This window comes from Martinezella rhizogenes, from assembly GCF_000799715.1.
Taxonomy (GTDB): domain Bacteria; phylum Pseudomonadota; class Alphaproteobacteria; order Rhizobiales; family Rhizobiaceae; genus Rhizobium; species Rhizobium rhizogenes_C.
The window spans coordinates 145,266-158,133 of sequence record NZ_JUHG01000017.1; the positions used below are offsets into that span (position 1 = coordinate 145,266).

The 12,868-nt window shown below is 61.3% G+C and carries 10 protein-coding genes; 7 read left to right on the forward strand and 3 right to left on the reverse strand.

Going from position 1 to position 12,868, the window contains the following annotated elements; genetic code table 11:
- Positions 1-66 precede the first annotated feature (66 nt).
- On the reverse strand, positions 67-1,053 hold the full coding sequence (locus tag EX00_RS25065) for an ABC transporter substrate-binding protein (protein WP_047464113.1): 987 nt from the start codon (positions 1,051-1,053) through the stop codon (positions 67-69).
- Positions 1,054-1,238: 185 nt separating this feature from the next.
- On the opposite strand from EX00_RS25065, the gene EX00_RS25070 reads away from it, so the two are divergent.
- A complete protein-coding gene (locus tag EX00_RS25070) occupies positions 1,239-1,967 on the forward strand; it encodes a GntR family transcriptional regulator (RefSeq protein ID WP_047464508.1) in 729 nt (242 codons plus the stop codon).
- A gap of 22 nt (positions 1,968-1,989) precedes the next feature.
- Here EX00_RS25070 and EX00_RS25075 read toward each other — a convergent pair whose 3' ends face one another.
- On the reverse strand, positions 1,990-2,196 hold the full coding sequence (locus EX00_RS25075; protein WP_047464114.1) for a hypothetical protein: 207 nt from the start codon (positions 2,194-2,196) through the stop codon (positions 1,990-1,992).
- A 253-nt stretch (positions 2,197-2,449) separates the two neighbouring features.
- Positions 2,450-4,804: a helix-turn-helix transcriptional regulator gene (locus EX00_RS25080; RefSeq protein WP_047464510.1), complete on the reverse strand. Its 2,355-nt coding sequence runs from the start codon at positions 4,802-4,804 to the stop codon at positions 2,450-2,452.
- Positions 4,805-4,941: 137 nt separating this feature from the next.
- Between EX00_RS25080 and EX00_RS25085 the strand changes: the two genes are divergently transcribed.
- The 6 genes from EX00_RS25085 to EX00_RS25110 are packed head-to-tail and all read left to right on the forward strand — an operon-like array spanning position 4,942 to position 12,853.
- On the forward strand, positions 4,942-5,970 hold the full coding sequence (locus EX00_RS25085) for an ABC transporter permease (protein WP_047464115.1): 1,029 nt from the start codon (positions 4,942-4,944) through the stop codon (positions 5,968-5,970).
- The gene (locus EX00_RS25090) at positions 5,970-6,851 is read left to right on the forward strand and encodes an ABC transporter permease (RefSeq protein WP_047464116.1); all 882 of its coding nucleotides are present in this window, start codon (positions 5,970-5,972) and stop codon (positions 6,849-6,851) included. Before EX00_RS25085 ends, EX00_RS25090 begins: the two co-directional genes overlap by 1 nt.
- 4 nt (positions 6,852-6,855) lie before the next feature.
- The gene (locus EX00_RS25095; protein ID WP_047464117.1) at positions 6,856-8,502 is read left to right on the forward strand and encodes an ATP-binding cassette domain-containing protein; all 1,647 of its coding nucleotides are present in this window, start codon (positions 6,856-6,858) and stop codon (positions 8,500-8,502) included.
- Between the two features lie 17 nt (positions 8,503-8,519).
- A complete protein-coding gene (locus EX00_RS25100; protein WP_047464511.1) occupies positions 8,520-10,076 on the forward strand; it encodes a hydantoinase/oxoprolinase N-terminal domain-containing protein in 1,557 nt (518 codons plus the stop codon).
- Positions 10,069-11,202 carry a DUF917 domain-containing protein gene (locus tag EX00_RS25105; protein WP_047464118.1) on the forward strand — a complete coding sequence of 378 codons (1,134 nt, stop codon included), beginning with the start codon at positions 10,069-10,071 and terminating at the stop codon, positions 11,200-11,202. Before EX00_RS25100 ends, EX00_RS25105 begins: the two co-directional genes overlap by 8 nt.
- Before the next feature lie 55 nt (positions 11,203-11,257).
- Positions 11,258-12,853, forward strand: coding sequence for an ABC transporter substrate-binding protein (locus tag EX00_RS25110; RefSeq protein ID WP_047464119.1), 1,596 nt, complete (start codon positions 11,258-11,260; stop codon positions 12,851-12,853).
- Positions 12,854-12,868 lie beyond the last annotated feature (15 nt).

Genomic DNA, 12,868 nt, shown 5'->3' on the forward strand with positions numbered 1-12,868 from the left:
CTTGCAAAATGGCGGCGTTGGCCACGCCGCCATATCTGCTGAATTATCAGTCGAAGATGCCGCTTGTCAGTTGACGAAGCAATTGCAATCGGCAAGTCCGGCCGGCACTTCTGCGCCGAAAGCCTTCAGAACCGTCTTGTTGATCAGCGGCGCATGGTCCGCATAGGCCGGGCGCACCGGGGCGATCGTCTTCGGATCCGCGCCCTTCAGGATCTGCGCGGCTATCTTGCCGGCATTTTCGCCGACCTGCTCGTAATTGACCGCGAAGCTTGCCGGTACGATACCGCTGCGAACGGCGGCGTCATCCGAATTGACGATCGGGATTTGCGCCTGACGAGCCGCCGCGGAAACGGCGGTGATCGCCGGCTGCAAGAGGTTGGAGGCGGGCGTGTAGATCACGTCGGCCTTGCCGGCCAGCGATGCGATGCGCTGCTGAATGTCGTTGACGCTGTCGACGCCAACGGGAACTACTTCGAAGCCGGCGGCAGGTGCTGCTTCCTTGACCTTCTCAAGCAGGGCGACGTCGTTGGCTTCGCCCGGATTGTAGGGCAGGCCGAAGCGCTTGGCATTCGGCAGCAGCTTCTTGGTGAAGGTCATGATGGCAGCGATATCCTGCAGGTCGGATGCGCCGGTAATGCCCTCGTCGCCGGCATCCCAGGACGGAACCAGCTTGGCGGCGACCGGGTCGGTCACGGCCGAGAACACGATCGGGATACCCGAGCCTGCCAGCGCCTTTTTGGCGATCTGCGAGACCGGCGTGGTGACGGTGTACATCAGCTTCGGATGATCGGATTGCAGCTTGGCGATCATCTGCGGCACCAGCGAAGCGTCGAAGCTGGTGTTGCTTTCGGTGTAGACGACATCCTTGCCCTCAACGAAACCATTATCGGCCAGTGCCTTCTTGAAGCCGGCGATCGAGGCGTTGAGCTGCGGATGTTCGCCGAAATTGGCGATGGCGATCTTGATCGGCTCGGCGGTCGCAGTCGCGACGCTCGCCATGAAAGCGCTCGCAAGAACGAGCCCGGACAGCCATTTGGACGTGGTTTTGCGCATGATTTCCCTCCCGGATGTTGTGAGCAGCCGCGTTTAATCGGCCTTGTTGCGGCGGATCATAGCGCCTGCCGTGTCTCTGTCAATTTCTGATATATGATATGCACCATCAGAACCTTTGATATATATTTTTACATCAGAGCCATTTTATATATAATTTCAGGACTCGGATGACCGGGACGAACGCCATGCAGGACAAGGACTCATTGACCAAGACGGAAGCGGCCTATTGGCTGCTACGGCGGGATATTCTCAACACGAAGCTCAGGCCCGGCGCGTCGTTGAAGCTCAGTGTCTTGCGGGATGCCTATGGTGTCGGCTGGACCCCTTTGCGCGAGGCACTGTCGCGGCTAGAGGCCGAGAAGCTTGTCACCGCGGTCAGCAATCGCGGCTTTGCCGTCGCGCCGGTGTCGCGCGCGGAACTGGAAGACCTGATGCGGGCGCGCATGGTCGTCGAACTGCCATTGCTGCTGGAATCGATCGCGAAGGGTGGCCCGGACTGGGAATCCGCTGTCGTTACCGCTCACTACCGCCTGTCGCGCTGCAAGATCGTCCCCGATGCCGCTTCCGAGGAGATGGCGGACGAATGGGACGAGAGGCATACGGCCTTTCACGCCGCGCTGATCAGCGCGGCATCATCGAACTGGCTGCAACGCTTCCAAAGCACGATTTCCGACCAGCTCCGCCGCCACCACCGCTTCCTCGGCCTGGCGCCGACGCAGCGCGCTGCCGCAGGCCTGACGGTCGGCTACGAAAAGGCGGTCGCCGCTTTGCGCGACGCGATGGCGATGGAGCATCATACGGCGCTGATGGAAGCGGCGCTCGACCGCGATATCGAACGCGCAAGGGTGCTGATGACCGAGCATATCGGCTATACGCTGCAGGTCTATATTCACTCCGAAGACGAGGCTGGGTAACGCTACGGAACTCTTTTTGAGATTACCCAATCATCAGACCATCAAAGACTTCAACCATCGCATCGCTGATGGCCTTGCCAAGAGCGGCCGCGCTCTTCGACAGCTCTTCCTCATTCATGCCGCGAGCGGCCATCGCCAAAGCAGCGCCTTCTCCCGTCACGATTTCCTGCGCGCGCTGGATCGTCCAAAGAGCGAAGTCGCTGCGATTGCTGATTTCCACGGTTTCCATGATGTCTCCTGATTTGTTCGAGCAGATGCCTTATAGCGAATTTGCAGGACAATGCAGTTCGAAGAGTCGTTATGAGAATGAGCCCGAGATAGTCGAGTGACGCCGCGGTTTGATTTGTTTGTTCGAGCGAAGCCGCACCTGTGAAGGCGGCGGGCTCATCGGCGATGAAGCGCTAGCCCTCGACCGTTTCAAGGCGTGGCGGAAGCTTGTGGAGCGAGCGCGTATAGCAGGCCTGCGGTTTAGTTTTCCTTCGCTAGAGCCAGCCAAGAGCCGTCGCTGCGCGAAGCGCTTCGGCGCGACGGCTGCACCCCAGCTTTCTGAAAAGATTGCCGAGATGGAATTTCACCGTCACCTCGGAAATGTTGAGCGTTTGGGCGATGCGCTTGTTCGACAGTCCACCGGCGATCAGTTGCAGCATCTGCGCTTCGCGCTGTGACAAGCCGCCCTGCAATGCGCGGGCCTGTGGTGAATTCACCGAGGTAGAGAAGATGGAAAGCGCGGTTCGGACATCGGAGAAAGTTTCGATGAAGCTTCGGATGCGCCGGTTTTTCAAAAGAGGCGCCAGGAAGATCCGCTCCTCGGACAATACGCCATTGCATCCAAGCCGAGTCGCGCTTTCGAGCGCGGACAGGATATGCGCGCGCGCTGCGGCATTGTCGCGGCGCTGGTGCGCGGCGTAACTCCGCCACAGCTGCAGCGCCACTTTTTCCCGGTTCGTAACCTGCGGGTTGGCGATAAGAGCATCGATCTGGCGCGAGAGATAGGCGCGGGGCGTCGAAAGGCGTACGGCATCGCGCAACCACGCCATGGCATAGGAAATCTCATCGCGTCGGCTCAGACGTGTCAGTTCCTCGGTCGCACTTTCGACCCAGTTGCGCCCGATCCGCATGCGCACGGCTGAAAGCGTGGCGGCCGCATCGCCCCAGCGATTGGCGTTCTGATAAGCGATGGCGGTGCGGATCTCCATCATCGCGTGAAACTGCAGCCCCTCCGACAGATGGATCCATAGCCCGTCCAGGAAGCCGGGCCGGATCGCCATTGGGAAATGGTCGGCTAAAACCTGCGAGGCGTAGTGAAGTGCGAACTGCATCAGGCTCGGCCAGATCTCCGCGGCGGCGAACTGTTCGAATTCCGTCTGGACAAAATCCAGAAGATCGCGCGAACGCCCCGTTTCATAGGCGATGCAGGCCTCCGCCAGACGCAGCATTCGGAACTCCGCTTCCGCCTCATGTGGAACCTGTTCCAGCTTGCTCCGCGCTTCCCGTGCGGCTTGTCTGGCGAACAGTGCGTCGCCGCTCATCAGGCACAGCACGATCTGATGCAGATGAATGAAGAATTCGAGCAGCGGCTGTCCGCTTAGTTGGCGCAGATAGATCAGGGCGCGGGCGGCTGCGGCCTCCGCCTCGCGAAAGTTGCGGCGGCGGATCTCGAACTCGAGAAGCGCATTGTAGTACGCCGCCCATTTGCCGTGGTCGCCCATCGGATAATCCGCCATGAACTCGCCAAGGCGGGTGATCATCGCATCGCTCGGCGTCAGGTCCTCGGCAATCATCAGATTGAGCCTGAAGGTCCGGGCGGCGAAGGAAAATCGTGATCCGCGCGCCAGGACCTTCAAGGGGTCCAGATAGTCGGAGCCGAGATGCCGGCTCAGGAGATGGCGCACGCGCTGCAATTCGCCCTGCTTCAGAAGCGTTCGTGTGACGGCAAAGAGCACCGTTTCGTTGGTCGCGATCATCTCCTGTGAGAAGCGCAGGACGATATCCCGAAACCTGTTCAGGCTGCTGCGATAGATCAGGTCCCGGCCGTGAGCGCGTTCGAGGATCTGCGCCGCATGGGCCTCGTGCCCGTGGTCGATGAGCAGGGCCATGGCCGCAAGCGATCGTCCCGCCCGCTCGTATGCCGATGCGACCTCTATCACCGCTCCCTCGGTCTCGAATGTCGCCAGTCGTTCGCGCACGGCGATGGCAAGAAGCCGCAAAAGGTCCGGATGTTTTTCCGGGTTCGCCGTCAGAAACGGCGGCAGCATCTCCGTCCAGTCTCCAGTCGGCGCGGGCAAGGAGGCCTCGAGCCAGATCGAGAGAGCAGTCGTCTGCCCGGGCGGCAGATGGCTGAGAAAAGTCTCTCGCAGGTAGTCGATGCACAGCCTTTCATTCGGGGCAGATACCAGGGGCAGAAAGGCAGGCCAACCCGCATATCCGTCGCGCATGAGGCTTGCCTGCTCGCAAGGCAGCTCGCGCAGCTCGCCCTCGGTTAAAGTCATGTCGATCGCATCGAATGTGGCGGAGCGACGGTAGAGGATCTGCCGCGCCAATCCACTGATGCGCTGATCCGGACGGCACGCGATCACGACGGATTGGGCAGTGTCCAGAACCTGAGCGGAAAGCCGTGCCGATCTCGCGGAGACCGGCACATCCCACAAAAGCCATCCGTCCTCGACGTCATCCAGCCGGGGCTGCTGCAATGAGCAGACACGCTTGCCCAACATCTCCGCAACCATACGCAACAGGACGGTTTTTCCAGCGCCGGCGGGCGCGCGCAGGAAGATCACACCCGCGGTTTCATCGGCAATGCGGCAACAGAGATGAGGGCGCGGCAAAAACATGCTCATGATGGTCCGATAGATCACTGTCGCACAAAAACCTATACCATACTGCTAAAAAACTATACCTTTGTGAGGTTGCCTGCAGAGGCGTTGAGGGAAATGCTTGTGTCCCTACGCAGCTGGTCAACAAGGCACCCCTAGCGATGCAGCAACATCCGTTGGTCGCGATCCTCACTCGGATCGGCACGTTCGTGCTGGTCATGATCGCCCTGTCCATCATGATCTTTCTGCTGGCGCGCGTCGTGCCGGGCGATCCCGCGCGCATGGCGCTCGGGCCGGCCGCGACGCAGGAACAGGTCGATACGCTGCGTCTTCAGATGGGCCTCAATCAGCCGATGGTGCTGCAATATCTCGACTATGTGCGCAACGCCCTGCACGGCGATCTCGGAATGTCGCTCGTTTCGCAGCGTCCGGTCACGACCGACCTCGCCCAGACTGTTCCAGCGACCGTGGAGCTGGTGCTCGTCTCCGTGATCTTCATGTTTGTGGTCGCTATTCCGCTGGGCGTCATCACCGCGCATTACCGCGATCGCGCCTGGGATCATATCGGGCGTGTCCTGTCCCTGACCGGGGTAACGATTCCAAGTTTTCTGTTTGCGATCAGCCTGCAATTGCTGGCGGCGCGTTACCTTCCCGGCTGGCCGATCATCGGCAGGATCGATCATACATTGAACTGGCAAGGCGGCCCCACGGGTTTCCTGTTGCTTGACGGGCTGCTGGCGGGACGTTTCGACGTCATGCTGAACGCGCTGCAACACCTGGTGCTGCCGGCCTTCGCGCTGTCCATGGCGGGTATCGGGCAGATCACCCGGATCACCCGCTCGTCGATGATCGAGAACCAGCGCAAGGATCATGTCCTGACGCTGCAAAGCTTCGGCGTGCCGGAACGCGTCATCATCTTTCGCTATTTGCTCAAGCTCTCCTCCATCGCGCCGCTGACGATCATGGGCCTCGAATTCGCGTCGCTGATCGGCAATGCCTTTGTGATCGAAATGGTCTTCGCCTGGGGTGGCTTCGCCTCCTATGGGCTAACAGCAATCCTTCAGAAGGATCTGAATGCGATCACCGCCGTGGTGCTGGTGGCGGGGCTGTTCTTCATCGTTGCGAACCTGATCGTGGACGTCCTGATCTCAGTCATCGACCCGCGCCTGCGCCGCAGGGAGGCACGCTGATGGCCGATATGAATATGCTCGATGCTTCCGATCGGGGACTGAGCGACGGTTATATGATGTGGTATCGCTTCAGCCGCAATCCGGCTGCGGTGATCGGCACGTTGATGCTGATTTCGGTCGCCGTACTGGCGGTTTTCGCGCCGTGGCTGACGCCCTATCCGAAGCATGTGGGTGCGGTCGTCGATTTCCGTGCGCGGCACATGCCGCCGGACCTGACGCATTGGTTCGGCACGGACAAGGCGGGCCGCGATATTTTCTCGCGGACGGTCTTTGGCCTTCGCGTCTCGCTTCTTCTCGTGATTGGCGTGCTTGGCATTTCGGTGCCGATAGGCACCGTGCTCGGCCTGATCGCGGGCTACTTCGGCGGCTGGGTCGAGAAGATCATCACCGGGCTGACAAATGTGATGCTGGCGATGCCGCCTCTGGTGATGGCGCTTGCTGTGTCCAATCTGCTCGAGCCGACGCTGATGAATGCGATGATCGCAATCACGCTTCTGTGGTGGACGTGGCACGCGCGGCTGATCTATTCGGTCTCCAAATCGATTGCCTCCGAAGACTTCATCGAAGCCGCCCGTCTTGCCGGCGCCGGTCCGATGCACATCCTGTTTCGCGAGATCCTGCCGAATTGCGTCGCGGTGATTTCGGTGAAGACGACGCTGGATGCGGCCTTCGTGATCCTGTTCGGCGCGACGCTCAGCTTTCTCGGTTTCGGCGTCAAGCCACCAACACCCGACCTTGGCTCCATGGTCGCCGATGGGCGGCAGTTCATGCCCGATTACTGGTGGGAAGTCCTTTGCCCCGGTGTGGCCGTGCTTTATGTGACGCTCGGGTTCAATCTTCTCGGCGATGGCCTACGCGATATGTTCGATGTGGAGAGCTGAGCCCATGGCCGAACCGCTTCTGAAGGTCGAGGCCCTCAACGTCTCCTTCACCACCTACGGCCGTACCCGGCAGGTCCTGCGTGATGTGGGCTTCACCGTTGCCGCCGGAGAGCGCGTCGCGCTGATCGGGGAAACCGGATCGGGCAAATCGGTAACCGCGAAGGCGATCATCGGCACTCTACCGAAGAATGCGACGATCAGCTCGGGCACGATCGCGGTTGCGGGGCGCAACGTGCTGACCATGCCTCGATCCGAGCGCGAAGCGCTGAAGGGTACGGCGTTCTCGCTGATCATGCAGGACCCGCTTTCGTCCTTCAATCCGGTGTTCAAGATCGGCACGCATCTCGATGACGTCATGCGCTTCGCCGATAAGCGCGATGGCGTGGTTTCGTCTAGGGCGGATCGCCGCCTACGTATCGCGGCGGTGCTGCGTCGGGTTCAGCTTGCCGACGGCGAGCGCGTGATGAACGCCTATCCGTCGGAACTGTCGGGCGGCATGCGTCAGCGCGTATTGATCGGGCTTGCGCTGCTGCATCAGCCGAAGCTCTTGATTGCCGACGAACCCGGCACGGCGCTCGACGTGACCACGCAGGACGAGATCCTGAACCTTATCAACCAGCTGGTCGTCGAGGAGAACATGGCTCTCCTGATGATCACCCACAATCTCGGCGTCGTGCGCAAGGTCGCGGACCGGGTCGTGGTCATGCATCATGGCGATATCGTCGAGGCCGGTCCTTGCACCGAGATTCTGCACAGTCCGAAACAGCCCTACACCAAGGCGCTCCTCGAGGCGGTGCCGCCGCTTTATGGCCGGCGCGTCACCGACCTGCCGCAAAGCGATCGCGCTCCCATCGTCAAGGTCGAGGCGTTGAACAAGATCTATGGCAGGCGTCCCGGCTTCCACGCCGTGCGCGATGTGAACCTGACGCTGCGCGAGGGCGAAATTTTCGGGCTTGCCGGCGAATCCGGCTCGGGCAAAACCTCGGTGGCTCGCATCATCATGGGCCTGTCGCGCCCGACCTCTGGAAGCGTCACCATTGATGCCCCCGCGCCGGGGCATGGCAAACGGTTGACCCAGATCGTCTACCAGAATCCCGGTACCTCGCTCAACCCGAAGCGCACGGTGAAGCAAACACTTGCCCTGCCGCTGAGATCCATCGGCATGGATGGGCCAGCACGCGAGGCGCGGATGAGCGAGTTGATGGGCCTTGTCCGTCTGCCGCAATCCTATCTTGCGAAGTATCCGCACGAACTTTCAGGCGGCCAGAAGCAGCGTGTGGCCATCGCGCGCGCTCTTGCGGCCGAGCCGAAGATCCTGATCCTGGACGAGCCCACCGCCGCCCTCGATGTCTCGGTGCAGAAGACGGTGATCGAGCTGCTCCTGCAATTGCGCCGGGATCTCGGTCTCACCTACCTGATGATCTCGCACGACCTTTCGCTGATGCGGAATTTCTGCTCGCGCATTGCGATCATGCTGCGGGGCGAGATCGTGGAGGAGGGGCCGACGTCCGAGGTCTTTGCCGAGCCGAACCATCCTTACACCCGCGCGCTGATCGCCGCGATCCCCGTCGTCACCGACGAGGAGGAGCGCCAGAAACCCGTCGTGACCCAGGAAGAGCGCATGCGCTTCCTCGTGAAAACCATAGATTGATCGAAGAGGAGCCTGACGTGTATCGCGTTGGAATTGACGTCGGCGGCACCAATACGGACGCTGTCGTACTGAATGGAAAGACTGTGTTGGCGGGGGTCAAGGCCTCGACGACCGAAGACGTGACGTCGGGCGTGATCGAAGCACTCGAAAAGGTGATCGAAGCGTCCGGCATCGACCGGGCGCGGATTGCGGCTGTCATGATCGGTACGACGCATTTTACCAATGCGGTGATCGAGCGGCGTCACATGGACGAAGTCGCGGCGATTCGCCTGAGCCTGCCGTCGGGGGCCGGCCTGCCGCCGATGGTCGACTGGCCCGACGACCTTCGCGAGATCGTCGGCAATCATGGGTATCAGGTGAAAGGCGGCTATGAATTCGACGGGCGCGAACTCTCGCCACTGGACGAGGACGCCATTGTCCGGATCGCGGGCGACATCCGTGCCAAGGGTCTGAAGGCGGCGGCTGTCACCTGCGTCTTCAGTGGCATCAACGACGCCATGGAACTCCGCGCCAAGGAGATCTTGCAACAGCATTGCCCCGGTCTGCCGGTCGTGATGTCAAAGGATATCGGTCGCCACGGCCTGATCGCCCGCGAGAGCGCGACGATCATGAACGCCAGCCTCCTGTCGCTCGCGGATCGCACCGTGGCGGCATTCGGCAAGGCCCTGGAGACGGCGGGGATACCGTGCCCGTTCTATATTACGCAGAACGACGGCACGCTGATGGCCGCCGATGTCGTGCGCGGTTTCCCGGTCCTGACCTTCGCCTCCGGCCCGACCAACTCGATGCGGGGTGCGGCATTCCTGACCGGTATCAAGGATGCCGTTGTCGTCGATGTCGGCGGCACCACCTCGGATGTCGGCTCGCTTTCGCACGGCTTCCCGCGCCAGGCCTCGACTACGGTCGATATCGGCGGCGTGCGCACGAACTTCCGGATGCCCGATGTGTTCTCGATCGGCTTGGGCGGCGGCTCGCTGGTCGTCAGAGGCGACGCCGGCCTGACCGTGGGACCGAAGTCGGTGGGCTACCGCGTTCGCAAGGAAGCCCTCTGCTTCGGCGGCACGACGCTGACCGCGACCGATATCGCCGTCGCCTCCGGCAAGGCCGATGTGGGTGACAGGGCGCTGGTCGCAAACCTCGACAAGGTACTGGTCGATACGGCCGTCGCGAAGATCAATGCGATGCTCGAAGCCTGCGTCGAGCGCAGCCGCATCTCATCGACGCCCGTGCCGGTGATCGCCGTGGGCGGCGGTTCCATCCTCATGCCCGACCGTATCGGTGAATTGGAGGTGATCCGGCCTGAGAATTTCGCCGTGGCGAATGCCGTCGGCGCCGCTATCGCGCAGATCAGCGGTGAAACGGACCGCGTTTTCTCGCTGATCGACGGACGCACGCGCGAAAGCGCGCTCGCAGAAGCGGAAGCGGAAGCGCGTGAGAAAGCGATCGCTGCGGGGGCGCTTGCCGAGACGCTTGAGGTCATCGAGCGCGAGGACATGCCGCTTGCCTATCTGCCCGGCAACGCCACGCGCATCCACGTCAAAGTCGTCGGAGAAATGGGAGGCGATCATGCCTGAGACGCGCAAGCTGAAATATGACGACGCCGTCCTGCGCATACTGACGCCGGAAGACCTCGATGCGCTGGAGATCGGCGCCGGCATTCTCGGCACCGGCGGTGGCGGCAATCCGTATCAGGGCAAGCTTCTCGCCCTTGAGGCGATGAAGGCCGGTTACGAGATGAAGGTTCTTGCCACCGACAGTATCGAGGCGGATGCGCTATGCATGTCCATCGGCGGCATCGGCGCCCCGGTCGTCGGCGTGGAGCGTATCCGCGAAGGGCGCGAGGGGCTGCGCTGCCTGCGCGCGATGGAAGAGCTGATCCGCACGCCGATCGATGCCATCGTCTGCGAGGAGATCGGCGGTTCGAATGCGATGAACCCGCTGGTCACGGCGGCGCTCGGTGGGCTGCCGGTCCTCGATTGCGACGGCATGGGTCGGGCCTTTCCCGAAATGCAGATGACCACCTTCTCGATCTATGGTCACAGCTCTACGCCCTCGGTGATGTGCGATCTGCACGGGAATGCCGTGATCTTCAGCCATGCGGTGTCCGAGGTCTGGCACGAGCGCATGGCGCGCGCCTGCGTCGTGGCCCAGGGCGGCGGCGCCATGCTCGCGACGGCGCCGATGCAGGCGCACTACGTCCATCAATATGGCATTCAGAAAAGCTACACCAAGGCGATCGCGCTCGGCGAAGCGGTGATCCGCGCGCGCAAAGCGCAGGAAGATCCGATCGCGGCAGTTTGTGCGCTTGAGGGCGGGCGACGCATCTTCAACGGCAAGATCACCGATCTGAAGCGCCATCTGCGTGGCGGCTTTGCCGTGGGCGACATGGAGCTTGCGGGCTTTGACGATTGCATCGGTCAGACGGCGAACGTGGCGATCCAGAACGAATTCCTGATCTTCCGCCGGGACGGCAAGGTCGAGGTCTGCGTGCCCGATCTGATCGTCCTGCTGGATGTCGATACGGGTTATCCAATCACCACCGAAATGCTGCGCTACGGCCAGCGCGTCGCCGTGATCGCCATCCCCTGTCACGAATTGCTGCGCAGTGCGCGCGCGCTCGACGTCGTCGGCCCGGCGGCCTTCGGCTACCGCGACATTACTTACCTGCCGTTGCCTGCTCCTGTGGGGACGGCAGCATAATCACATAATCATAAGCGGGGCAGTTTCAGTTTCCGCATCCAAGAGGAGAACGTGAATGAAAATGGGTTCCAATAGTTTGCGCCTTGCAGCACTGTTCCTCGGCACGGCCATGGCGCTGCCGCTGACGTCGGTTGCGGCCTCGTCGGCCGACAAGGTGTCGATCGCCGTCAATACGATGCAGATCTTCAGCTCGCTCGACCCGGCGAAGGTCACCGACTACACCGGCTACATGGCCATCGTGAACATGTATGACGGTCTGACAACGGTGAGCCCTTCGGGCGATATCGTTCCCCATCTGGCAAAATCTTGGGAAATCTCGCCGGACGGCCTGACCTACACCTTCCATCTGCGTGATGACGCCAAATTCCAGGACGGCACGCTACTCAAGGCCTCGGACTTCGTCTGGTCGATCCGGCGTCTGCTCGGCATCAACAAAGGTCCCTCGAACCTCGTCGTCGGCCTTGTGAAACCCGAAAACATCACCGCGCCCGACGATACCACCGTCGTCATCAAGCTCGACCGTCAGTTCTCGCCCTTCATGGCGGTGACGCCGCTGATGATGGCGCTCAACGAAAAGCTGATCGAGGCCAATACGAAGCCGGAGGACAAATGGGGCGAAGCCTATGTCGGCGAGCATTCGGCGGGCTCGGGGCCTTACAAGCTCGTCAGCTACAACCGTTCGGCCGACATGGTGATCGCGCGTAACTCTGACTATTTCCTCGGCTGGACCAAGGGCACGCCGATCGACGAAGTGCGCTTTATTCAGACGAGCGACGATGCCACGGTGAAGGCCCTGGCCGAGAAAGGTGATCTCGGCCTTTCCTCGCATGGCATGGGCAATGACACCTATGAGACAATCGGCAAGATGCCGAACTACAAGCTGATCCAGACCGGCACGGCCGGCGGCTTCGTCATCAAGCTGAACTCCAAGGTCTATCCGACGGATGATGTCCATGTACGGCGGGCGATCGCCTATGCGACCGACTACAAGACCATTCAGGAGGCGATCTATCCGGGCTTCGACATGACCGGCCCGCTTTCGACCGCATTCAAGGATGCCCATAGCGACGACATCCAGCCGGGTGTCTTCGACCTCGAAAAGGCCAAGGAAGAGCTTGCCAAGTCGAAATATGCTGGCCAGAAGATCACGCTGGTCAACAGCTATGTCGCCTCGCTCGCATTTGAGGCGGACGTGGCGCTGCTGATGCAGGCAAATCTTGAACAGATCGGCATCACCCTCGACATCAAGCCCGAGCCGTGGAACCGCATCGTCGAGCTCTCTTCCAAGCCGGAAACGACGCCTGCGTCCACGCAGGTCAACATCTCGCCCAATTATCCCTCGCCGGATGCGATATTCTACAACCAGTATCACTCCAAGGCTTCAGGCACCTGGATGTCGATGGAATGGCTGCAGAATCCGGAGGTCGATGCGCTGATCGACAAGGCGCGCGCGACCACCGACGTCAAGGAACAGAACGCGGCCTACAAGGAGCTTCAGGCGAAGCTCTTCGATCTGCAGCCGGATGTTTGGGCCGTATCGCCGAACCGCCGTTATGCCGCGAACAAATGCTTGCAGGGTTACGAATTCATCCCGATGCAAAGCTGGGATCTGAACTTCTCGAACTTCCATTGGGACTGCAAGGCGAACTGATCTCCGCATTCCAGA